Genomic DNA, 23,185 nt, shown 5'->3' on the forward strand with positions numbered 1-23,185 from the left:
CCATATTTATCAATGAAAATTGGCAATTACGGCTAATTCATGCCCCAATTTAGTCACCTTTCTAAACCATATCTAAATGAGAATATTATTTGGAAACGAGCCATCGAGAGGCCCCGTCGGACGAAGTCCGATTGGCGATCAGGTGATTAACTATGACTGCGTTCAAGACATGTAGAAGAACGGCCGTGCCACGCATGCTGTCGTCCCCATTGGCAATATTGCGGGCCTTCCAGAAGGAAGAAGACGGTGTATTGGCCAAACCGATGATCATCACTGTATTGTTGATGCTGATGGTCGGCGGTATTGGCATCGACCTGATGCGATATGAGCGGGACCGTACGGTTCTGCAGTACACGCTGGACCGCGCGGTTCTGGCTGCAGCTGATCTGGACCAGCCCTATGCACCCGAAGATGTGGTTCAGGACTACCTCGAGAAGTCCGGACTGGGTGAATATTACAAAACTCCATATGTGGATGTCGGGCAAGGCTACAAAAAGGTCGAAAGTTCGATCCAGACCCCGTTTGCAGCGCAGTACCTTAACCTTTTTGGTGAGACCGAGCTGACGCTGACGGCCCGTTCACGTGCGGAAGAAAGCATCGATGACATCGAAATTTCTTTGGTTCTGGATGTCTCCGGCTCGATGAACTCCAACAGCCGCCTGCCCAATCTGAAGGTCGCAGCAAAAGAATTCGTGGACGCCATCGGCCTGAACACAATCGACGGCAAAATGTCGATGTCGATCATCCCATATGCAACGCAGGTTTCCGGACCGGATGAGCTTTATGCGCAGTTGAAAACATCTGGTGCACAGCCCTATTCGAACTGCATCAACTTCGATGCAACGGATTTCCAGTCCTCCGCAATCAGCCTGTCGCAGACCTACGAACGCACAATGCACTTCGATCCGTGGTATACCGTTGACCGGCGCACAGACGACACCCGCCTTGTGACTTTGCCAATTTGTGACGATCGCGCGTCACGGGAATTGATGTTGCTGGAGCAGGATGAGACCACTTTGAAAGCCTTCATCGACGGGCTGGTGGCTGAGGGCAACACCTCGATTGACCTTGGAATGAAATGGGGCACCGCTCTGCTGGATCCCAGCCTGAACCCGGCGATAGTCAACCTGAGCAAGGGTGAAAACCCGTATATCGATCCGGCGTTTTCGACGCGCCCTGCCGCCTACACCGATGCAGAAACGCTCAAGATCATTGTGTTGATGACCGACGGGCAGAACACCTCGCAGTATTTCATTCGGGATCATTTCAGAGGGCAGCAATCAGATGTCTGGTATAATGACCAGGAGAATGTCTATTCGACCTACAGCGCCGATCGTGATGAATACTGGTGGGATGGGATAGGCCGCTGGGAGGACCACCCCTATGGTGAAGGCCAATACCAGCAGTGTAGCTACTATAGCTGTAGATGGGTTGAGGAACCGGGTTCCGCTGAGCGGCTAAGCTATGAAGACCTGTGGGCCGATACAAGCATGCGTTACGTTTCCGACCGTCTTTTCGGAGACTGGCAAGGTAAGAATACGGCACGTAATACCTATTACTATGGTGCCTACGATTATGTTGGAACCAGCACCAAAAACAGCCGGACACAGAACATCTGCAACGCGGCCAAAGCACAGGGCATCATTGTTTATACCATTGGATTTGAGGCTCCGTCAGCTGGTCAGGCCGTCCTACGTGACTGCGCAAGTTCTGATGCCCATTTCTTTGATGTGGAGGGGATTGAAATCTCGGATGCCTTTGCCTCCATCGCAACCTCCATCCGCCAACTGAGGCTGACCCAATGACCCGTATCCGTTTTCCCAAAATATTACGTCGCTTTCGCAACGCAGAAGACGGTTCGATTACGGTTGAATTCGTCATCTTCTTCCCGATCTTGTTGCTTATTCTTCTGACCACAATCGAGCTTGGCCTCATTCAGCTACGTGGCTCCATGTTGGAACGCGCACTGGATATGAGCGTGCGGGAGCTGCGACTTGGCACAGGAACCGGCATTCAACACGACGACATTCGTGATGATGTTTGTGAGCGCGCTGCGTTTATTACCGATTGCCAAACGCAGCTGCGGGTTGAGCTAATTCAGGTTGATCCCTTCAACTGGACCGATATCAACCCGATCCCTGACTGCGTGGACACCATTAATGCAGACAATATCAATCCGGTGCGAAATTTTCAAAACGGTCAGTCAAACGAGCTGATGTTCGTGCGCGCCTGCATGAAGTTCAACCCATTCCTGCCCACCTGGGGCCTTGGAGCGGCAATGAGCAAAGACACGGACGGCCGCATCAAACTTTATGCCTCATCGGCATTTGTTCAGGAGCCGAGATAAGCCATGAGGAAGTTCATTTCAAAAAAGTGCAAGCGTTTCGCCTCTGAAACCGACGGCAATATATCAGTCGAGTTTGCGATCTACCTGCCGCTGATCCTGTTCATCTTTGCGATGGTTGTGACCTTCTATGACGCGTTTCGCCAGGAAAGCATCAACCTAAAGGCCGCATATACGGTTTCGGACCTGATCTCGCGCGAGACACAAGAGCTGAACGACGACTACATCGACAGTATGCAGAACATGGCCGAGCTGCTGGTTCGGCCGGACTCCGAATTGTCACTGCGGGTAACAATCGCCCGCTGGGACGAAGAGGAAGCACAATACTCGGTGGACTGGTCTCGCGAACGCGGCGATGCGTATGTGGAAATGACGGACGCGGAACTGGCGACCTATTCGGATCAATTGCCCAACATGCCGGATCAAGAGCGGATTATCATTGTTCAGACGTATAACCTGATCGAACCGGTATTCCCGCTTGTGTTCCTTGAACTACGCGATGCGGATTTCAGCGACAGCCCCGAAAACCTGCGTGAACAATCGCTCTTTGCCGTGGATACATTTGTCTTCACCCGCCCACGTTTCGCTCCACTGGTGCGCTTTGAAGGCGAGATCATCGCAGGCCCGGCGCATGACGACGGAACAACCGAATCCTTCTAAGTCTGTTTAAACAGACACAGACCAATTCGCGGCTCGGATCACTTGTGATCCGGGCCGTTTGTCATTTGCTCGATCAGGGATTTATCCGTGATCAGAGCTGCCAGAAGCTCGGACATGGTCTTGGATTGGCTGCCAGGTGTGACGCCGCCGATCCCCACCCGTTTGCCCAGACGCCACCACAGGCCTGGCTGCCAGACACGAAACGATGATGTCTTGGTCCGCAGGACAAAGCCGTTTGACGGCTTCATCGCCAGAAAGCCGCGTTCGACCGTTGCGATATCGTCCAGGGCGGCAATTACGGTACCGTCGCTGCTGCGCAAACCTTCTGTCGTCAGGATCACGCTGCCTTTGGTCGCCTGCCACATCCGCAGCGACAGCCAGATCGCGCCGAGGCCCAGAGCGACCAGAAAAAGCGTCCAAAGCACGCCCTGACTGGCCTGCAACGCAAGATAAAGAAGCAGCGCGCCCAGAGCGGCCAACATCGCAACGCCTAAGATACGGCGCGGGGTGGAGGCGGAAACAGTTGCCAGGACTTCAGTGGTCATCGCTTACTCCTTTGGACGCAGCCGCGCTGCTCTGTGCACCTTTGAACAAGGCCCGTGTTCCGGTGCCTCTACTCATTCAAGGGGACAAAGTCTAGTTTTCCTCCATCACAGCAAAGGAGACGCGCCATGTCGCTGCGACCAATATTGGAAACACGTTCAGCGGTTCCCACAATGGAAGGCGCCGGTGTAAAGCTGCACCGTGCCTTTGGGTTTCAGGACCCAAGCGAGTTGGATCCGTTTCTGCTGTTCGACGATTTTCGCGGGGAAACACCTGCGGATTACGCCAAAGGGTTTCCCTGGCACCCCCACCGCGGGATTGAAACGATCACCTATGTTCTGGCGGGAACCGTTGCGCATAGCGACTCCCTTGGCAACACGGGAAACCTAGGCGCGGGTGATCTTCAGTGGATGACTGCCGGATCGGGTATTCTGCATCAGGAAATGCCAACAGGGAACGCATCGGGGCAAATGCACGGGTTCCAGTTGTGGGGAAACCTGCCGAGTTCTGAAAAAATGTGTGCGCCGCGTTACCAGGATATTCAGGGCAAGGATATTCCCGAGGTGATTGATGACGACGGCACCCGCGTCAAAGTCATCGTTGGTGAGTTCTGGGGCCAAAAAGGTCCGGTGGACGGCATCGCATCGGACCCGCAGTATCTGGATATCCATGTGCCTGCAGGAGTGAAAAAGACCTTTAAGATCGACACCTATCGCCGCGCCTTTGCCTATATCTTTGACGGGGCGGGTATGTTTGTGGATGCCGCCGCCCCTCAGGGTGTTTTGCTGGAAAAGGAGGTGATGGGTCAGGAGGTCAATATCCGCGATATGTCCGGCAACCGCACTCTGGTGCGATTTGGCTCTGGTGATGAGGTTACCGTGCAGGCAGGTCCTGAAGGTCTGCGGTTTTTGCTGATCTCCGGCGCTCCGATCGAAGAACCTGTCGCCTGGCATGGCCCCATTGTGATGAACACCCAGGACGAGTTGCGCGCCGCCTTTCGCGAATTGCGCAACGGGACTTTTATCCGCCCAGCTCATTAGCCGCAAACAACAGGCTGGTGTTTCAAGAAGGCGCGCCCTATGGCGGGCCTTCTTTGGTATTAAGGCGCGTTTTCCGGGACGCGACCCGGCACTTCGTAACAGTTTCTTGACACGGATCAACGCGGGTTCGGGCGGTTTAAGCGAACCTGCGCGCGACAATGAAAAGCAAAAGGAGAACGTGCGCATGGAGACGGTGACCAAGATCAAAGTGGCAGAACTGCAGGCCGCAAATGAGCCCGCAACCTCAGAGGTCCAACCCGCCGCGGCTTCTGCTTCAAAACCCGCCAGCCCCAAGGCAGCAGCTCCCAGCGCGGAAACCGTGCGCAAAGCCTTTGAGAGTGGGAAATACCCTTATCGCCGAAAACTGGCACGCAGGTCTTATGAGGCCGAAAAGGCAAAGCTGCAGGCCGAGCTGTTAAAGGTTCAGCTGTGGGCGCAGGAAACCGGCGAACGCTTTGTCTTGTTGTTTGAAGGCCGCGACGCTGCCGGCAAGGGCGGCACCATCAAACGGTTTATGGAACATCTCAACCCCCGCCAGGCACGTGTGGTTGCTCTGAACAAACCCACTTGGGAAGAAAAAGGGCAATGGTATTACCAGCGTTACATTCAGGAACTGCCCACCGTTGGCGAAATGGTGTTTTATGACCGCTCCTGGTACAATCGCGCAGGGGTGGAGCGTGTCATGGGCTTTTGTTCGCCCAATGAATATCTGGAATTCATGCGCCAGACACCTGATCTGGAGCAAATGCTGGTGCGTTCAGGCATTCGCTTTTACAAATACTGGTTCTCGGTCACCCAGGACGAGCAGCGTCGCCGGTTCAAATCCCGCGAGACAGATCCGTTGAAACAGTGGAAACTGAGCCCTATTGACAAGGCAAGCCTGGAAAAATGGGATGATTACACCGAGGCCAAGGAAGCGATGTTCTTTTACACCGACACCGCTGATGCGCCCTGGACCATTGTCAAATCCAACGACAAGAAACGAGCCCGCCTGAACTGCATGCGCCACTTTCTGTCCACCATAGACTACCCGGACAAAGACCATGAGATCGTGGGCCAGCCCGATCCTCTGATCGTGGGGCAGGCACATCACGTGATCCACAGTTCTGAACATATTCTGGGCACCGCCCTACATCCGGACGCGCGGGCATAGCGGGGCGCGTGTTTTGCAGGGCCGTTTGCAGGGGTGTTATGCCCCAACCGGCGAAACGGCCTTGCGCACCATGTCCCAATAGATCGTTTCGACCTCTTCCAGGGACAGCCGCCCGCCGCTGCGATACCAGGTCATGACCCCGTTCAGCATGCCAATTACCGCAAGGGTGGTGATCTTTGCGTCACTGATCTGAAACTGCGCTGTGGAAACGCCATCCTCCAGGATCCGGCGCAACTCTCCCTCATATTGGCTCCGCAGCCCCTCGATACGCGAAAAATTCTCGGGGGACAGATTTCGCAGTTCCATGTAAGCGATAAAAACCGCATCGGGCCGCTGCATATGATAGCGGATATGGAACCGGGTAAAGGCTTCGAGGCGGCCCAGCACATCCTCCTCGCCCAGCTCCCGCTGTCGTGCCTGCCAAGCGGACAGGACATCTTCCATATGGGTTTGCATCAAGGTGACCAGAAGGCTTTGCTTGTCGGGAATATAGTTATACAAAGCCCCGGCCTGAACGCCGACCTCTTTGGCAATCTGGCGCATAGAGACAGCCGCATATCCATGCTGCGCAAACAGCCTGAGCGCGGCGCTGTGAATTTTGGGTCCGGTGATATCCGAATGGGATCCTTGGGTACGTGCCATAAAGACAGCATAGGGTTTATGAACAAATGTTCAATAAAAACCCTCTCTTGCGTCGTTTGGGGCAAATATGGTTCACAAGGACAATACGACAAAGGACCACTGCAATGCTGCGCCCTGCCCGATTCATTCTGACCTTAGGCCTTGGATTTGCCACCGGGCTTTCGGCATGTTCGCGCGTCCCGGAAATCGAAGACCAGCTGACGCCGGATCTGCGTGGTGCCGACTACCCGAGATTGATCCCGCTTGACGATGCCTTGCCGCCCCAAAGCGCCCCAGCGCAACGCGGATCAGAACTGGATGCCGAATTGCAGGCGCGCGCGGCACGCCTAAAGGCACGCGCCGCAGCGCTGAATAATGCAGATATCTGACCCTGCTTTGCCATTTCACGCCGGATTTACCGCAATCAAGCCCCGTGGTCACGTTGCACCCCTGGTCCGAACCCGATATGCGAGGGCTTAAACGATGACCAAAAGGGACTTCCGATAATGACTGAGCCGCTTCGCCTTGGAATCGCAGGTTTGGGAACCGTCGGCATCGGCGTAGTGAAAATCATTCGCCGCCATGCCGCCATGTTGGAAACCCGCACAGGGCGTCCTGTGGTTATCAGCGCTGTTTCGGCACGTGACGCCGGCAAAGATCGCGGCGTTCCCTTGAAGGACTACGCTTGGGAAACCGATCCTGTGGCGCTGGCAAAGCGCGACGATGTGGATGTTCTGGTTGAACTTATGGGCGGTCATGACGGGCCTGCAAAAGAAGCCGTTGAAGCCGCGCTGACATCCGGTAAGGACGTGGTCACGGCCAACAAGGCGCTACTGGCGATCCACGGTCAGGAACTGGCGGAACTGGCCGAAGCAAACGGGCGGGTGATCCGGTTTGAAGCTGGGGTCGCTGGCGGCATTCCGGTTATCAAGGCCCTGACCGAAGGGTTGGCCGGGAATGAGATCACGCGCGTGATGGGCGTAATGAACGGCACCTGCAATTATATCCTGACCCAGATGGAAGCCACCGGCCGGGGCTACAATGCCCTGTTCGAGGAATGCGGTCGCTTGGGATATCTGGAAGCGGACCCCAATCTGGACGTCGGAGGCATTGACGCCGGTCACAAGCTGGCCATTCTGGCGTCGATTGCCTTTGGCACCAAACCGGCATTTGAGGACGTGCAGCTGGAAGGCATTCAGCGCATTTCACTGGAAGACATCAGCGCAGCGGCCGATATGGGGTTCCGGATCAAACTGCTGGGCGTCGCTCAACGCACAGGACGCGGATTGGAACAGCGCATGACCCCCTGCCTGGTGCCAGCGAACTCACCTTTGGGTCAGCTGGAAGGCGGCACCAATATGGTGGTAATCGAGGGCGACGCAGTGGAACAGATCGTGCTCCGTGGCCCCGGAGCAGGTGAAGGCCCGACCGCGAGTGCCGTACTTGGAGATATCTGCGACATTGCGCGCGGCCTGCGCTTGTCTACTTTTGGCCAACCCGCGGCGACGTTGCAGGATGCGCCCGCAGCCCAGGCAGAACTGCCCGCGCCTTTCTATTTGCGGATGGGTCTGCAGGACAAACCCGGCGCGCTTTCCAAGGTCACTGCCGTTCTTGGGGAAAGCGGTATTTCCATTGACCGCATGCGCCAATATGGCCACGCAGACAAGGCCGCACCGGTTTTGTTTGTGACACATAAAACAAGCCGCGCCAGCATCGACCAAGCGCTGGCGGATCTGGAAAAAATTGACGTGGTTTCCATAGCTCCGGTTGCCCTGCGCATCGAAACCGTTTGATCCAACATAAAGCGGGCAGCATTGCCCGCTTTCTTTTTGGGACCGTGAAACAGGCTTTTGTGGGACCAGAAAGCCCGGTGTGAAACCAGAGTATGGTTGCGCAACCATGGGACAAGATACTTGTCGGTCGCCCCTCTGCCGCGCTAGACCAACATAAGAGTTGTTAAGTCGGGGGTATATCGCCATGTCGTTCAGTCCTGAATTCCACGATCGCATGCTGTCTCTGGGTCTGGCCCGCGTTGCAGAACAGGCAGCTCTGGCATCTGCCTCTCTGATCGGGCGTGGTGATGAAAAAGCCGCAGATCAAGCCGCTGTAAACGCCATGCGCGAACAGCTGAACCTTTTGGACATTGCCGGCGTTGTGGTCATCGGTGAAGGCGAGCGTGACGAAGCCCCTATGCTCTTTATCGGTGAAGAAGTTGGCACCGGAAACGGTCCCGGCGTTGACATCGCGCTGGACCCGCTGGAAGGCACGACACTGACTGCCAAGGATATGCCCAACGCTCTGACAGTGATTGCTATGGGGCCACGCGGCTCTATGCTGCATGCCCCAGACACATATATGGACAAGCTGGCCATTGGCCCTGGCTATGAAAAGGGTGTTGTCTCGCTGGAGATGTCCCCCCGTGAGCGTGTGGAAGAACTGGCCAAGGCCAAAGGCTGTGCGCCCTCGGACATCACCGTCTGCATCCTGGAGCGCCCACGACATGAGGCAATGATCGCAGAGGTGCGTGAAACCGGCGCTTCGATCCGGCTGATCACCGACGGCGATGTGGCCGGCGTGATGCATTGCGCCGAATCCGAGATCACAGGTATCGACATGTATATGGGCTCTGGTGGCGCGCCCGAAGGGGTACTGGCGGCGGCGGCATTGAAATGTATGGGCGGTCAGATCTTTGGACGTCTTTTGTTCCGCAATAACGACGAAAAGAACCGCGCTGCCAAGGCCGGTATTACCGATCTGGACCGGATCTACAGCCGTGACGAGATGGTTACCCAGGATGTGATCTTTGCTGCAACCGGCGTAACGGGCGGCTCATTGCTGCCTGCCTTGAAGCGCTCTCCGGGTTGGGTTGAGACCACAACCCTTCTGATGCGCTCAAAAACCGGCTCGGTCCGTCGCATGAGCTACCGCACCCCTCTGGCTTCCCATCAGTAAGAATATGCGTCGCCTCTTGTGGCGAGCCATATGATGTGAGTATCTAAAACCAGAAATGAAAGGGCCGGGTTCCGCATGGATCCGGCCTTTTGACGTAAGATGAAGGGCAGAACATGAGCTTTTTGGGTGTAGAGACCTCATTGACCGGGCGCAGCTGGGTTGGCCCCGGCATTGATGTTCAGCGTGCCGCGGACATGATGGCGCAGCAGACCTCCCTTCCCGCAGCTGTCTGCCAGGTGCTGGCGCGGCGTGGGGTGCCCGCGATGGAGGCCCTTGGCTTTCTGGATCCCAAGCTCAAAGAACTCCTGCCCGACCCCCGCCAGATGAAAGACATGGAAGTGGCCGCCCAACGTTTCCTGAGCGCGGTACAGCGGCGGGAACGCATCGCCGTCTTTGCCGATTATGACGTGGACGGAGGGTCTTCTGCGGCGCTCTTGTTGGTCTGGCTGCGTGAGATGGGGTTGAACGCCACCCTGTATATTCCTGACCGCATTGACGAAGGGTATGGCCCAAATGTGCCGGCCATGCAGGAATTGGCATCGGCACATGACCTGATCATCTGTGTGGACTGCGGCACGCTCAGCCACGAACCAATCGCGGCTGCAAAAGGCGCGGATGTGATTGTTCTGGATCACCACTTGGGCGGGGAGACCCTGCCCGACTGTGTGGCCGTTGTGAACCCCAATCGCCAGGATGAAAGCGGTGATCTGGGCTATTTCTGCGCGGCGGGCGTCGTGTTCCTGATGCTGGTCGAAACCGGGCGGCAGATGCGCGCGGCGGGGCAGAAAGGCCCCGATCTGATGCGTTTGTTGGACCTGGTGGCGCTGGCAACCGTTGCCGATGTCGCACCGCTGATTGGGGCAAACCGGGCGCTGGTGCGCCAGGGGCTCAAAGTGATGGGAGCGCGTCAACGCCCGGGACTGGTTGCCCTTGCAGATGTCAGCCGGATGGATGCGGCCCCCTCAACCTATCACCTTGGTTTTTTGCTGGGGCCGCGGGTGAATGCGGGCGGGCGGATCGGCAAGGCGGACCTGGGCGCGCGCCTTCTGGCAACTGACAACCCGCATGAGGCGGCCGCCATGGCAGAACGGTTGGACCAGCTGAACACCGAGCGCCGCGACATCGAAAGCGCGGTCCGTGCCGCGGCTTTGGAACAGGCCGAGGAACGTGGTTTGGATGCCCCTTTGGTATGGGCAGCGGGTGAAGGCTGGCATCCGGGCGTTGTGGGCATTGTTGCTTCCCGATTGAAAGAGGCCACAGGCAGGCCCGCCGTGGTCATCGGCCTTGACGGTGACGAGGGCAAAGGATCTGGACGATCCGTGTCCGGTATCGACCTTGGGGCCTCGATCCAGAAGGTTGCAGCCGAGGGGCTCCTGATCAAAGGGGGCGGTCACAAGATGGCCGCTGGCCTGACAGTCGCGCGTGACCAACTGGAACCCGCCATGGCCAGACTCGCTGAACTTCTCGACAAACAGGGGGCTGGCGCTTTGGGGCCACAGGATCTGAAACTGGACGGGTTATTGATGCCTGGCGCGGCCAAGGTTGATCTGATCGAACAGATCGAACAGGCCGGTCCTTTTGGCGCGGGCGCCCCTGCCCCGCGCTATGCTTTCCCGGAAGTCGAGATCAAATTCGCCAAGCGGGTCGGAGAAAGCCACCTGAAGCTGAGCCTGTCGGACGGGATGGGGGCAAAGTTGGACACCATCTGTTTCGGCGCCTTCGACACGGCCCTTGGCCCGCGCCTGCTGGAGCATGGTGGCGCACGGTTCCACTGCGCAGGTCGTTTGGAAATCAACACGTGGGGGGGGCGTCAGTCGCCACAACTGCGCCTGGAAGACGCCGCACCGGCGTAACAGAGATGTGGATAAGAAATTTCACAATAATGTATTTTTCCGCTTGCGGGTCCGAGCGCTTGGAACTAAACACCCGCTCACACCAAGAGTGGCCCGTTCGTCTATCGGTTAGGACGCCAGGTTTTCAACCTGGAAAGAGGGGTTCGATTCCCCTACGGGCTGCCACTTCCCCCAGCACACAACTACAGACACAGACCGCATATGGCGTCTTTGACTATGTGCATGTCTGTAACGAAAAAGGGGCCGCGGTCGCGTATTTGCGCACCCCCAGCCCCTGCACATCAATGTGATATTTTAGATATCTAGTGTGTTCTCTTTTTCCCATTTTGAGAAGTGGGAAACAAAAGCGTTCCACTCCTGCATCTTCATCTTCATGTAAGAGGCTGAGAACTCTCCACCCAGCTTGGCTTTCAGCTCCTTGTCCTTATCAAACCAACGGATCGCATCCAACAGGTTCAACGGCAGCTTGGGCGCGTCGGTGATTGTGTGACCTTCGGCATACATATCAATGTCATAGCGCGGGCCAGGGTCCGCCTGACTGGCCATGCCGGAGAGGCCGGCTGCAATGATCACCGCTTGCAATAGATAGGGGTTGGTGGCCCCATCCGGCAGGCGCAGTTCAAACCGGCCCGGTCCCGGCACGCGCACCATATGGGTGCGGTTGTTACCGGTCCATGTCACGGTATTGGGCGCCCAGGTGGCACCCGACATGGTGCGCGGCGCGTTGATCCGTTTATAGCTGTTGACCGTTGGATTGGTGATCGCCGCCAGCGCTTCGGCGTGTTTCATGATGCCACCCAGGAAGTGCGCGCCGTCCTGCGACAGACCCAGCTCGCCCGTTTGGCCCTCGCCTTTGTCGGTGGCAAAGACGTTGTTCACCCCGTCCAGATCCCAGACCGAGATATGAGCGTGGCAGCCATTGCCCGTCAGCCCTTCGACAGGTTTTGGCATAAAGGTCGCGCGCAAACCGTGTTTTTCTGCCACGGATTTCACCATGAACTTGAAGAAGGAGTGACGATCAGCGGTCACCAGCGCATCGGCAAATTCCCAGTTCATCTCAAACTGGCCATTAGCGTCTTCGTGGTCGTTTTGATACGGGCCCCAGCCCAACTCCAGCATGTAATCACAGACCTCAGAGATCACATCATAGCGGCGCATGACGGCCTGCTGGTCGTAGCAGGGTTTTTCAGCCGTATCAGCAGGGTCCGAGATCTTGTCGCCCTCGGGTGTCAGCAGGAAGAACTCCGCCTCAATCCCCGTTTTAACCCGGATACCCTTTTCAGCGGCCTCTGCCACCAGCTTGCGCAGCACATTACGCGGAGCCTGTTCGACATCCTGCCCTTCCATGATCGGATTGGCCGCCACCCAGGCAACCTCGGGCCTCCACGGAAGCTGGATCACTGTGGACGGGTCCGGTACGGCCAGCATATCCGGATGCGCCGGTGTCATATCAAGCCAGGTGGCAAAGCCCGCAAAGCCTGCGCCATCTTCTTCCATATCAGCGATCGCCTGCGCGGGGACCAGTTTGGCGCGTTGGCCGCCAAACAGATCAGTGAAGGAGATCATGAAATATTTCACGCCGGTCTTGGCGGCGAATTCTGCAAGAACGCTCATCGTCTTGTCCTTTTGTTTCCCTGTTGAAGGCACGGGAGGGGGTCATTGCCCCCTCTTTCCTTTTGTTTGATCAGAAACCGGGCTTGCCTGGGTACCAATCCGTTCCCGCCAAGGGTACGCGCGCCATCGCAGCCGCTTCCATGGTCAAGGCGCACAGATCCTCAGGTTCGAGATTGTGAACGTGGCTTTTGCCGCATGCGCGGGCAATTGTCTGACATTCCAGCGTCATTACGTTCAGGTAATTGCGCAAACGACGACCTGCGGCGATGGGATCAAGGCGGGCGGAAAGTTCGGGGGCCTGCGTGGTGATCCCAGCCGGATCGCGCCCTTCGTGCCAGTCGTCATAGGCGCCCGCTGTGGTACCGAGCTTTTGATACTCGCTTTCCCACTTGGGGTCGTTATCCCCCAGCGCAATCAAAGCAGCGGTGCCGATGGCCACCGCATCTGCGCCCAGCGCCAACGCCTTGGCCACATCCGCACCGTTGCGGATCCCGCCCGAGACCACCAGCTGAACCTCACGGTGCATGCCCAGATCCTGCAGGGCCTGAACGGCGGGGCGGATACAGGCCAAAGTCGGCTGGCCGACGTGTTCGATAAACACATCCTGCGTTGCTGCCGTGCCACCTTGCATGCCGTCCAGAACAACCACATCCGCGCCGGCTTTCACGGCCAATGCGGTGTCATAATAGGGGCGTGCGCCGCCAACCTTGATATAGATCGGCTTTTCCCAATTGGTGATTTCACGCAGTTCAAGGATCTTGATCTCCAGATCATCAGGACCGGTCCAATCCGGATGGCGGCAGGCAGACCGCTGGTCGATTCCGACAGGCAAATCCCGCATACCCGCAACGCGGTCCGTGATCTTCTGCCCCAACAGCATGCCACCGCCGCCGGGTTTTGCGCCCTGCCCGACCACAATTTCAATGGCATCAGCACGGCGCAGATCGTCCGGGTTCATACCGTATCGGCTAGGCAGATATTGGTAGACCAGCTTTTCCGAATGGCCGCGCTCTTCGGGTGTCATGCCGCCATCACCCGTGGTGGTCGAGGTCCCCGCAAGCGTCGCACCACGACCCAATGCTTCCTTGGCCTGGCCCGACAGCGCGCCAAAAGACATGCCCGCAATGGTCACGGGAATCTTCAGCTCGATCGGTTTTTTGGCAAAGCGAGTCCCCAATGTGACTGAGGTATCGCATTTCTCGCGATAGCCTTCGAGCGGATAGCGCGACATGGATGCGCCCAGAAACAGCAGATCGTCGAAATGCGGAACCCGGCGTTTTGCGCCACCACCCCGGATATCATAGATCCCGGTGGCTGCAGCGCGACGGATGTCTGAATTCACATCATTGGAGAACGTCCAGGACTGACGCGGTGTTGTGTTAGGTGTCTTATCCATCTGTCACTCCTCAGTAGGCGTCAGCATTGTCGATGTCGAAATTGTAAAGCGTTCGGGCCGAGCCATAACGTTTGAACTCTTCCGGTTTGGCATCCGCTCCGGCCTTGGCAAGAATGTCGGCCAGGAATTCCAGATGCTCAGGCCGCATCTCCTTCTCGACACAATCCGCTCCCAGTGACTTCACGGTCCCCCGCACAAACAGGCGCGCTTCGTACAGGCTGTCACCAAGCGCATCTCCTGCATCGCCCAGAACCACCAGATTGCCCTTTTGCCCCATAAAGGCGGACATATGACCGATGGACCCATGCACCACGATGTCGATCCCTTTCATCGAGATCCCGCAGCGTGACGACGCATTGCCTTTGATATTCAGCAGTCCACCATGCCCGGTCGCGCCTGCATATTGGCTGGCATCCCCTTCGATTGTGACAGTTCCGGACATCATGTTTTCCGCAACACCCGGACCTGCAGATCCTTTTACGGTGACGGTTGCAGACTGGTTCATGCCCGCACAGTAATACCCGGTAGAGCCATGGATTGTGACCGACAAAGGGCCATCCAGACCGCAGGCCAGCGCATGGCTGCCGCGAGGATTGTCAATTTCAAACGCGTCATTGGCTTGCGCCTTGGCTGCTTCTTGCAGTGTTGAATTGATCGCGCGCAGGTCCAGCTCTGCCATATCCAATCTGTTTGCCATTGTCTTAGCGCTCCCAGAAATAAACAGTTGCGGGTTCCGGCTCCCAAACCTTGGCAGCCTCGATCCCCGGCAGATCCGCAAACGCGCGATACTCGGAAGCAAAGGCCACATAGTCTTCGGTCTCGGCCATAACAGCCGGTTTGCAGGCAATCGGGTCGCGTACAACTCCAAAGCCGTCCTTGGTTCCGGTCACAAAAGTGAAGAACCCGTCCAGATCCTCCAGAGTGCCTTCCAGTGCCTTACCGAGAGAGGCCCCTTCGGCGATGCGCGAAGAGATATAGGCCGCGCCAACTTCGGTGTCATTTTCGGTACGGGTCATGACGCCCTTTTTGGCAAGAACCCGACGCATCTGATTGTGGTTCGAAAGTGAGCCGTTGTGGACAAGACATTGGTCCTCTGCTGTGGAAAACGGGTGTGCGCCGAGAGTGGTCACAGCGGATTCCGTTGCCATACGTGTGTGACCGATGCCATGACTGCCCCCCATATTTCGCAGGCCAAAGCGCTCTGCGACATCCTTGGGCAGCCCAACCTCTTTGAAGATTTCCATCGACTGACCAGAGCCCATAATGCGCAGGCCCTTTGCTTCCAGCGCCTCTATTGCAGCACCTTCCTTGCCTTCCGGCAGGGTCAGAACCGCATGGGTGCTGATGGCTTTGAGTGTAACTGGCGCATCAATCGCCGATCCCAGGGCCAGATCGAGCCCCTCAAAATCAACGTCCGGCGTATCGGATTGGATCGTGATCTTGGTCTGGCCATCAATCGTGTCGCCATAAATTGCAATACCTGCGCTGTCAGGACCACGATCTGTCATCGTGATCAGCATATCTGTCAGCAAGTCCCCCAGGCGGGGGCGCAGCTCGTCCTTTTTCAGGAACAGCCCTACGATACCACACATAGTTCTCTCCGTTTAACTTTGACTTAGGTGTCGTCGTGAATTGACTAACAGGAAAATTGATTTCCTTTCAATAAATTTCACTCCCCCAAGATCAAATGAGCCCGCCGCACAAAAAAAACCGCCCAGAACGCTTAATTCTTGGGCGGTTCATGCGACTTCGATGAAGCGTTTGATTATTTTTTTTGCGGGTAGCTGATAATCGAGAGAAATTTGGCAGGCAGATCAATCAATTCAGCCGGGCCATGGGGGGCGTCCGCGTCAAACAGCAGGCTGTCGCCAGGCTCCAGACGATACATCTGATCCCCGTGCCGGTAATCAACGCTGCCTTCAAGCATGTACAAGAGTTCCATTCCCTCATGCTGGAAGGTCGGAAACCGGTCACTGGAATCGGTAAGTGAGATCAAATAAGGCTCCACAACAACGCCGGTGGTGTTGGAACCGATATGCCCAAGCAAATGATATTGGTGGCCTGCTCGTGTGCCCGCGCGCTCGGTCTCTACGCCTTCCCCGGCCTTGACATGCATTGCACCTCGCGTCTCTTCGTACCCTGAAAAGAGCTGTAAAATCGGAACACGCAACGCGTTCGCCAGAACCTGCAACGTTGTAAGCGATGGAGAAATAACTCCGTTTTCGATTTTTGACAGCATTCCAATGGACACGCCCGCCTGCGCAGCCAGCTCGGCCCCGGTTAAACGTTGCCGCTTCCGCAGTTCTCTCACTTGACGACCGATCGCAACTTCGAGGTTTTTTTCACGCACCTCTCGAACCGCATGAGGATCCTGAGAGAGTTTCGTCCTATTTGGTACCACATCCGTCTGCTCGGCACGCGTTTCAGTCATGTCTATTCATGTCCATTTGGTATTGTTATCCCGAGACGTCCGCCACAGGCTTTTTGGGGGTCAAGTATCCGGGCAGTTCGGGATCAGTGCAACAATCAATCCTGAAACGGGGCCCCAAGGATTTAAGGCGGTAGCTTTTTCCAACGCCGCCAATTGCACAGTTGCCCACCGACGCGAGGTCTAACCATCGACCCTTTGCGACGCGGCAATGCCAACGTCCAGCACCGCCGTGGCAAGCATAGAAATGGAAACTCACATATTTTTCAACAACCTAGACGCGCCACCGGGTTTTCCGGTTTTTTTCATATTTTCCGTAAAATTCCTCTTGCGCCCGGCCGGTGTAGTGATTAAACACCCCCTCACACCAAGAGTGGCCCGTTCGTCTATCGGTTAGGACGCCAGGTTTTCAACCTGGAAAGAGGGGTTCGATTCCCCTACGGGCTGCCACTTTTCCAGGCACATCTCCATCAAGACATATCAGACCCGGTCTTGGGATTGACTTAGTGTATTCAGATTACCCCAAAACTCTGCGGAGCGAGCCAAACTGTGCTGGCTCACTCTTCTTCATGATAGGTTTTGGTAAATGCGCTTATCGTGATGGCGATACGAACTCACACAAACGATTGATGCGAGCGCTGTCCGGGTGGCAGTCCGCTTGCGCTTGGATGCGCCCCCAAAGACAGGCCAACAACGCTGAAATCGTGACCCGCATAAACGAATGCGCCAATGTCGAAGGGTCTGCGGACGCGGCCAACGCACTCCGGGCTTGACGCCATTCTGCCTGCACGGCCTCAATGCTGGCATCACGACCCTTCTGCGCTTCCTCGGTCAAAAAGGCATCAAAGGCATCACCTGGCGCCTTGTTCGCAAGCCGTGTTGCAAGGGCGCGTTCATGGATTCCGTTGGCCCCTTCATAAATCGCCGTGATCCGTGCGTCACGATAGGTCTGTTCCACCCGATATTCACGCAGGTAGCCATAGCCTCCCAGAACCTGCATCCCGAGTTCGGCCCCACGCATTCCGGCCTCTGTGCAATAAACCTTGGCCACAGGTGTGAGGAATTCAACCAGATCAGGCGCATCTCCGCGCTCCATCGCCACAAACGCAAGATGCGCCATGGCACGCCCACCAAGGGCAAGCGTGTCGATCTCATCCAGCATCCGGCGCACGTCAGCGTGTTGATCCAGCGTGACCTCTGCGCCATCTGCTCCCCGGCCCTGCTTGCGCTCTGACGCATAGGTGCTGGCGATGTCATAGGCACGCGCCGCATGGGCCACACCTTGCAGCGCTACATCAGCACGGGCATGGTTCATCATGGTGAACATCGCAGCAAGGCCCTTGCCCTCTGCACCGATCAGCTCGGCCTGCGCCCCGTCAAACGCCATCTGGCACGTCGGCGAGGCATGCAGGCCCATCTTCTCTTCGATCCGGGTGACAGAGATCGCATTGCGCGTGCCATCTGTCCGGGTGCATGGACACAAGAACAGCGAGAGCCCTTTGATCCCGTCATCCGACGTCCGCGCAAGCACCAGATGCAGGATACGGTCGCTCATGTCCTGATCGCCACCGGAGATAAAGATCTTCTCTCCGGTAATCTGCCAGCTGCTGCTGACCTGGGAGGCACGACAGCGGACACGCGACAAATCCGAGCCGGCACCAGGCTCTGTCAGACACATGGTTGCGAGGGTTTCACCCGACACCAGTGGCGGGATATGGCGGGCTTTCTGATCGTCGCTGCCAAAACGCAGGATCGTGCGGATCGCCCCTGGAACCAGCCCCGTCACCATCTGAAGACTGTGGTTCGCGCCCGAGAAGATCTCAGAAGTTGCAGCAAGCATCAGGGCTCCAAGCCCCTGTCCGCCGTATTCCTCGGGTGCGGTCAGCCCCGCCCATCCCTGTTCGGCAAAGTCCTTGTATACCTTTGCAAAACCGTCCGGCATAACCACGCGCCCCTCTTCCAGACGACACCCCTGCTGATCGCCGGGCTCATCCAGGGGGGCTATTTCACCTTCGACAAAACTGGCGAAATGGCCAGCAATCTCACCTCCGAATTCGGCATCCCAATCCGGCAGGCTGGTCGCCTCGGCCACATGGTTCAGAGAAAACAGAATATCATCCAGCGGTGCTTTGAACGGTGTCATGATCAGTCCACTTTGTAATAGGCAATGTCCACTGCGTTTGCGCGACGCAGCCCCGCGCAAACAAACAGGCGATGGTTCACCCAGGAATATTGTTCTGCACCGGTTTCCAGACGGGCTGCGGTGCGCATGTAATATTGGCTCGGGTCGACGTCTTCTCCAGAGGCAAGGCGATCCAGCACATCTGGTGGCCCATATCGGGTACCGACATTCACAATCTCGATCACCGCGCCATCCTCTGTTTCCACAGCATAGCGGGTATCCAAATGGGCAGTGCCATCAGCCAAGATCGTTTGCCAGTCCGCTCCCAGATTGAGAACGCGTCCCCTGATATCCGGACCAAGCGCCGAACCACCCACAATCGGGATGATCCGCCGCTGGCCCGACCGGCCCTGCCCCAGCTCGAGTGCGGTGGAAAGCGACACGCTGAGCGTAAAGGAGTGGGTCAGAGCAGGAACCGGTATCTGCATTTACTCAAACCCAAGGAGCCGCGCGGCGTTGCCCTTGATAATATCAGGGCGCAGCTCGTCCTTGATCGCGATCTTCTCAAAATCTGCAAGCCAGCGTTCCGGTGTTATCATCGGCCAGTCAGAGCCAAAGAGCACTTTCTTCTTGAGCATGGTGTTGCAGTATTTCACCAGGATTTCCGGGAAGTATTTGGGCGACCATCCGGACAGGTCGATATAGACGTTGGGCTTGTGGGTCGCCACAGCCAGCGCCTCTTCCTGCCAGGGGAAAGATGGATGGGCGAGGATGATTTTCATCTCCGGGAAGTCCACCGCAACATCATCCATATACATCGGGTTTGAGTATTTCAGGCGCATCCCGTTGCCACCTGGCATGCCCGACCCAACGCCGGTTTGCCCGGTGTGAAACAACGCAATTCCGCCCTCTTCGGCAATCGCCTCGTAGAGCCCGTAAGCCATGCGATCATTGGGATAAAACCCCTGCATGGTCGGGTGGAACTTGAACCCTTTGATACCGAAATCTTTCATCAGACGGCGCGCTTCGCGCACACCCATCTTACCCTTATGCGGGTCGATCGACGCAAAGGGGATCAGGACATCATCGTTTTCAGCCGCCAGCTCTGCCACCTCTTCATTGGCATAACGCCGGTATCCTGTCTCCCGCTCCGCATCGACCGGAAAAATCACCGCGGCAATGTTCTGTTCGCGGTAATGCTGCGCTGTCTGCGGAATTGTCGGCGGGTGCTGCCAGGGGGCGCCAAAGTAATTGGCCATTGTCGCCTGCAGCTCGTCATAGCCGTCATCAGCATGGCAACCGCACGGTTCCTCGGCGTGGGTATGGATATCAATTGCGCGGACTTTGGAAATATCAACCATGGGTCCAACTCCTATTTAAGGGTCACAACAGAAGGATCGGCGTCGCTATAGAGCCGCTCCAGAAGGTCTTTTCGGCGCGTTAGCACCTTACGGAAATTCAGATTGCCTTTGGCAGTCATTTCCCCTTCGGCCATCGAGGCTGGCTCGCTCACGACAATGGCGCGCGAAATCAGCGATGAACTGCCGGAAATTTCACGCGCACGTTCGGCCAGACGGCGGTGGATCTCTCCGTTCAGAAGATCGCAGCGATAGGCCCCATTGTTGTCAACCAGCTCATATCCAGCCTTTGTAAGCTCTGCGACATTCGGAAAAATCATCACGCCGATCTGATTGCGATCCGCGCCGGTGATCACCAGATCCTGTGCAAGTGGCGCCAGACAGGCCAGCATATCCAGACGCAACTGCGCCGCCCGGACCCAGGTCCCGGTCAAAAGTTTGAAGTCCTCAGAGATGCGCCCGTCAAACTTCATCCCCTTGTTGATGTCCTCCGGGTCGATAAAGACCATCGCGTCACCGGTTATGAAATACCCCTCATCGTCAAAGGCATCCGCCGTTTTCTGAGGCTCGTTGAAGTATCCGGGCATGATGTTCGGCCCCTTCACGCGCACCTCGCAGCGCATGTCCTCATCCGGGATCAACTTGACCTCGACACCATTCAGCGGAACCCCAACCACGCCGGACCGTTCAATCGGCTCTTGCTGCATCATGGTCGCAGGCGCGGTCTCGGTCAGCCCCCAGGAGGACGTCATCAACGGGATCTCGCCCTTGACCTCAACCGCCATGTGCTCAAACCCTTGCCAGACATCCTGCGGCAAAGACGCACCGGCATAGAAAATCAGGTCCAGATCCTCGAAGAAGCGCTGGCAAAGGGATTTGTCAGACTGCAATGCGCCCAGCAGCATGGAGAAACCAACTGGAACGTTGAAACACAGCGAGCCGGTGACCATCGACAGGTTTTCAATCGTGCGATCAAACAGACCTTTGACGGGTTTGCCGTCGTCGATATAGAAGCTTCCGCCATTGGCCAGCATCATATTGAAATTATGAGAGCCCCCAAAAACGTGGTTCCACGGAAGCCAATCCACCACGCGTGGCGGCCGGGTGCGCAGAAACGGCAGGGCATCTGCGATTTGTGTCTGGTTGACGCACATCATCCGCTGTGTCGTCAGAACCCCTTTGGGTGCCGAGGTCGAACCACTGGTCATCAAAATCTTGGCCACGGTATCTGCGGTGACCTTGGCATAGGCCCCCTCAAGATCGACGCCCGTATCACCTTTGAGGAGATCATCAAAAGCTGTGACGGACGCATTGCTGCCTGTCCGGCTGGCAACGATTTCGATCCCCTCCAGCGCCTCCAGAGCGAGCGCTTCGCCATATTGGTCCGCATCCACGACATAAGCCATGCGCGGTTGGATCACTTCAATCGCATGGCGCAGACGACCGTGCGCCCCGTGGATCAAGGAATATTGCTCGGCGACCGGTGTGGTCGGCACCCCGACATATTGCGCGGCCAAGGACAGGATACCGTGATCCACGCCGTTGCCGGACATGATCAGGATAGGTGTATCCGGCCCCATCCCACGCGCCAGAAGTGACTGCGCCACGGCGCGCACTTTCCCCAACGTGTCAGAGTAGCTCTCCTCGCGCCACCCTGCACCACTGCGTTCTGCCAAAAAGGTCCGATCGGGTGCAGCGACGGCCCAATGATGGAGCCACGCCCCCGTCTTTTCAGCCACCTGCCCCAATTTATGGTTGGAACGAAGCAATATGGTACCGTCCACTCGGTCTTCGCGTTTGACCGAGTGGCGACAGAATTCTCCAGTGCGTTTCATGAGTTATCCCTCCCTTGGGCCTTTCTCGATCTGCCGCATCATGGCAATAAGCGCGTCTCGCGCGCCCGGTTCGATGCCCTGCAGCAGCTGCTTTTCGTGCTCAGTGACGGCTGCTACTGCCTGTTCATAAAGCTGCCGACCGGCCAGCGTCGCGTTGAGAGCATAAGCCCGCCGGTCGGTCGGCACGCGGTCGCGAACAATCAGTTCACGCCGTTCCAATTCGTCCAACAGAACCACAAGATTGGGTCGTTCAACGTCCATGGCGTCTGCCAATTGCGATTGCCGCAAACCAGGATTGTCCACAATCAGAACCAATGCCGTGTAGGTCAGCATCCTCAGGTCAAATGGCTTTAACGTCCGCGCCAAGTCGTCCTGAACCACGTTGAACGCGCGCTTCATGTGATAGCCAATGAAGTTGCGCAAAGTTGCGTCACTGACCCGTGTCACCTCGATACCGTCCTTAGCCTCTGGTTTTGAATGTGCCATGAGGTTACCGGAATTTGGGTGCGCGCTTTTCCAGGAAGGCCCGCAGGCCCTCCTCGGCATCAGGCGTCGTCTGAGAAAGCGCTGCAGCAAGAGATTCCGTAAACAACCCGTCGCTGCGAGACATATCGTTAATCCGGGAGATCGACTGGATCGTCAGATAGTTCGACAGCGGCGCATTGCGGGATATCTTTCCGGCGAGCTCCAAGGCCAAAGGCAGCGCTTCCCCGTCTCCCACCGAATAGTGGGTCAGGCAAAGGGCCAAGCCCTCATCCGCATTGTATTTGCGACCGGTGAGCATCATTTCGGTCATGCGGTCCGCCCCGAGGAGGCGCCCGACATTGGCAGTGGCACCACCGCCCACAAAGATACCACGGCGACCTTCAGGCAGTTGGAAGATCGTTGAACGCTCGGCAATCCGTACGTGGCAGGCGGCAGCCAGTTCCAGCCCACCGCCGATCACTGCTCCGAACATGGCAGAGACAACAACCAATCCGCCAAAACGGATCTTGTCCATCACCGCATGCCAGTGGCGCGAGTGATACAGGTTGTCTTCGGCAGAGCGGCTGACATGTTCAGACAGGTCCAGCCCGGAACAGAAGTGCCCCTCAACCCCGGTCAGGATCACAACGCGAATATCCTTGGGCGGTGCGGAAAAGAATGCATCCAAGGCCACCAAAAGCTCTTCGCACATTGCATTGCGCTTACCGGGACGGTTCATGGTCAGCGTGGCAATGGGGCCATCCTGGTGGATCTTCAAAATGGGTTCGCTCATCTGCGCAC

At 56.9% G+C, this 23,185-nt stretch carries 22 protein-coding genes and 2 tRNA genes; 11 read left to right on the forward strand and 13 right to left on the reverse strand.

The window, feature by feature from the left end; genetic code table 11:
• The first annotated feature begins 152 nt into the window (after positions 1-152).
• From ACXAEW_RS00810 to ACXAEW_RS00820, 3 genes are read left to right on the forward strand one after another with little or no spacing between them, the layout of a single operon-like run.
• The gene (locus ACXAEW_RS00810) at positions 153-1,805 is read left to right on the forward strand and encodes a pilus assembly protein TadG-related protein (protein ID WP_474939497.1); all 1,653 of its coding nucleotides are present in this window, start codon (positions 153-155) and stop codon (positions 1,803-1,805) included.
• Entirely contained in the window at positions 1,802-2,347 is a 546-nt protein-coding gene (locus ACXAEW_RS00815; protein ID WP_474939498.1) for a TadE/TadG family type IV pilus assembly protein, read from the forward strand. The genes ACXAEW_RS00810 and ACXAEW_RS00815 overlap by 4 nt, the downstream gene beginning before the upstream one ends.
• 3 nt (positions 2,348-2,350) lie before the next feature.
• Complete coding sequence (locus ACXAEW_RS00820) at positions 2,351-3,004, forward strand: TadE/TadG family type IV pilus assembly protein (RefSeq protein ID WP_474939499.1); 654 nt, start codon at positions 2,351-2,353, stop codon at positions 3,002-3,004.
• Positions 3,005-3,042: 38 nt separating this feature from the next.
• Here ACXAEW_RS00820 and ACXAEW_RS00825 read toward each other — a convergent pair whose 3' ends face one another.
• Complete coding sequence (locus ACXAEW_RS00825; protein ID WP_474939500.1) at positions 3,043-3,549, reverse strand: hypothetical protein; 507 nt, start codon at positions 3,547-3,549, stop codon at positions 3,043-3,045.
• A gap of 126 nt (positions 3,550-3,675) precedes the next feature.
• Here ACXAEW_RS00825 and ACXAEW_RS00830 point away from each other — a divergent pair, with 126 nt between their 5' ends.
• Entirely contained in the window at positions 3,676-4,587 is a 912-nt protein-coding gene (locus ACXAEW_RS00830) for a pirin family protein (protein WP_474939501.1), read from the forward strand.
• 184 nt (positions 4,588-4,771) lie between these two features.
• Positions 4,772-5,740: a polyphosphate kinase 2 gene (gene ppk2 / locus ACXAEW_RS00835; RefSeq protein ID WP_474939502.1), complete on the forward strand. Its 969-nt coding sequence runs from the start codon at positions 4,772-4,774 to the stop codon at positions 5,738-5,740.
• A gap of 36 nt (positions 5,741-5,776) precedes the next feature.
• On the opposite strand, the gene ACXAEW_RS00840 is transcribed toward ppk2, so the two are convergent.
• The gene (locus tag ACXAEW_RS00840; protein WP_474939503.1) at positions 5,777-6,382 is read right to left on the reverse strand and encodes a TetR/AcrR family transcriptional regulator; all 606 of its coding nucleotides are present in this window, start codon (positions 6,380-6,382) and stop codon (positions 5,777-5,779) included.
• 104 nt (positions 6,383-6,486) lie between these two features.
• On the opposite strand from ACXAEW_RS00840, the gene ACXAEW_RS00845 reads away from it, so the two are divergent.
• The 5 genes from ACXAEW_RS00845 (at position 6,487) to ACXAEW_RS00865 (ending at position 11,331) form a co-directional block, all read left to right on the forward strand.
• Positions 6,487-6,750, forward strand: a complete 264-nt coding sequence (locus ACXAEW_RS00845; protein ID WP_474939504.1) for a hypothetical protein — start codon at positions 6,487-6,489, stop codon at positions 6,748-6,750.
• Positions 6,751-6,867: 117 nt separating this feature from the next.
• Positions 6,868-8,154 (forward strand): homoserine dehydrogenase, encoded by a 1,287-nt coding sequence (locus ACXAEW_RS00850; RefSeq protein WP_474939505.1) that lies wholly within the window; start codon positions 6,868-6,870, stop codon positions 8,152-8,154.
• 184 nt (positions 8,155-8,338) lie between these two features.
• Positions 8,339-9,313, forward strand: a complete 975-nt coding sequence (gene glpX / locus ACXAEW_RS00855; RefSeq protein WP_474939506.1) for a class II fructose-bisphosphatase — start codon at positions 8,339-8,341, stop codon at positions 9,311-9,313.
• A 113-nt stretch (positions 9,314-9,426) separates the two neighbouring features.
• The gene (gene recJ / locus ACXAEW_RS00860) at positions 9,427-11,166 is read left to right on the forward strand and encodes a single-stranded-DNA-specific exonuclease RecJ (protein WP_474939507.1); all 1,740 of its coding nucleotides are present in this window, start codon (positions 9,427-9,429) and stop codon (positions 11,164-11,166) included.
• Positions 11,167-11,256: 90 nt separating this feature from the next.
• A tRNA-Glu gene (locus tag ACXAEW_RS00865) sits at positions 11,257-11,331 on the forward strand.
• Positions 11,332-11,460: 129 nt separating this feature from the next.
• On the opposite strand, the gene glnT is transcribed toward ACXAEW_RS00865, so the two are convergent.
• The 5 genes from glnT to ACXAEW_RS00890 all read right to left on the reverse strand — a co-directional run bounded on the left by glnT (position 11,461) and on the right by ACXAEW_RS00890 (position 16,607).
• Positions 11,461-12,780, reverse strand: coding sequence for a type III glutamate--ammonia ligase (glnT, locus tag ACXAEW_RS00870; RefSeq protein WP_474939508.1), 1,320 nt, complete (start codon positions 12,778-12,780; stop codon positions 11,461-11,463).
• A 70-nt stretch (positions 12,781-12,850) separates the two neighbouring features.
• A complete protein-coding gene (locus ACXAEW_RS00875; RefSeq protein ID WP_474939509.1) occupies positions 12,851-14,176 on the reverse strand; it encodes an FMN-binding glutamate synthase family protein in 1,326 nt (441 codons plus the stop codon).
• A 10-nt stretch (positions 14,177-14,186) separates the two neighbouring features.
• Positions 14,187-14,873 (reverse strand): protein GlxC, encoded by a 687-nt coding sequence (locus ACXAEW_RS00880; RefSeq protein WP_474939510.1) that lies wholly within the window; start codon positions 14,871-14,873, stop codon positions 14,187-14,189.
• Positions 14,874-14,877: 4 nt separating this feature from the next.
• Entirely contained in the window at positions 14,878-15,768 is an 891-nt protein-coding gene (locus ACXAEW_RS00885; RefSeq protein WP_474939511.1) for a class II glutamine amidotransferase, read from the reverse strand.
• A gap of 173 nt (positions 15,769-15,941) precedes the next feature.
• Positions 15,942-16,607 (reverse strand): helix-turn-helix domain-containing protein, encoded by a 666-nt coding sequence (locus tag ACXAEW_RS00890; RefSeq protein WP_474939512.1) that lies wholly within the window; start codon positions 16,605-16,607, stop codon positions 15,942-15,944.
• A 372-nt stretch (positions 16,608-16,979) separates the two neighbouring features.
• Between ACXAEW_RS00890 and ACXAEW_RS00895 the strand changes: the two genes are divergently transcribed.
• Positions 16,980-17,054, forward strand: a tRNA-Glu gene (locus ACXAEW_RS00895).
• A 142-nt stretch (positions 17,055-17,196) separates the two neighbouring features.
• Here ACXAEW_RS00895 and ACXAEW_RS00900 read toward each other — a convergent pair.
• From ACXAEW_RS00900 to ACXAEW_RS00925, 6 genes are read right to left on the reverse strand one after another with little or no spacing between them, the layout of a single operon-like run.
• A complete protein-coding gene (locus tag ACXAEW_RS00900) occupies positions 17,197-18,747 on the reverse strand; it encodes an acyl-CoA dehydrogenase family protein (protein ID WP_474939513.1) in 1,551 nt (516 codons plus the stop codon).
• Between the two features lie 2 nt (positions 18,748-18,749).
• Positions 18,750-19,214: a DUF3237 domain-containing protein gene (locus ACXAEW_RS00905; protein WP_474939514.1), complete on the reverse strand. Its 465-nt coding sequence runs from the start codon at positions 19,212-19,214 to the stop codon at positions 18,750-18,752.
• Positions 19,215-20,087, reverse strand: coding sequence for an amidohydrolase family protein (locus ACXAEW_RS00910; protein ID WP_474939515.1), 873 nt, complete (start codon positions 20,085-20,087; stop codon positions 19,215-19,217).
• Between the two features lie 11 nt (positions 20,088-20,098).
• Positions 20,099-21,919, reverse strand: a complete 1,821-nt coding sequence (locus ACXAEW_RS00915) for a feruloyl-CoA synthase (RefSeq protein ID WP_474939516.1) — start codon at positions 21,917-21,919, stop codon at positions 20,099-20,101.
• A 3-nt stretch (positions 21,920-21,922) separates the two neighbouring features.
• The gene (locus tag ACXAEW_RS00920) at positions 21,923-22,405 is read right to left on the reverse strand and encodes a MarR family winged helix-turn-helix transcriptional regulator (protein ID WP_474939517.1); all 483 of its coding nucleotides are present in this window, start codon (positions 22,403-22,405) and stop codon (positions 21,923-21,925) included.
• Between the two features lie 4 nt (positions 22,406-22,409).
• Positions 22,410-23,177 carry a crotonase/enoyl-CoA hydratase family protein gene (locus tag ACXAEW_RS00925; RefSeq protein ID WP_474939518.1) on the reverse strand — a complete coding sequence of 256 codons (768 nt, stop codon included), beginning with the start codon at positions 23,175-23,177 and terminating at the stop codon, positions 22,410-22,412.
• Positions 23,178-23,185: the final 8 nt, after the last annotated feature.

The organism is Epibacterium sp. ABZ3_068, from assembly GCF_056159265.1.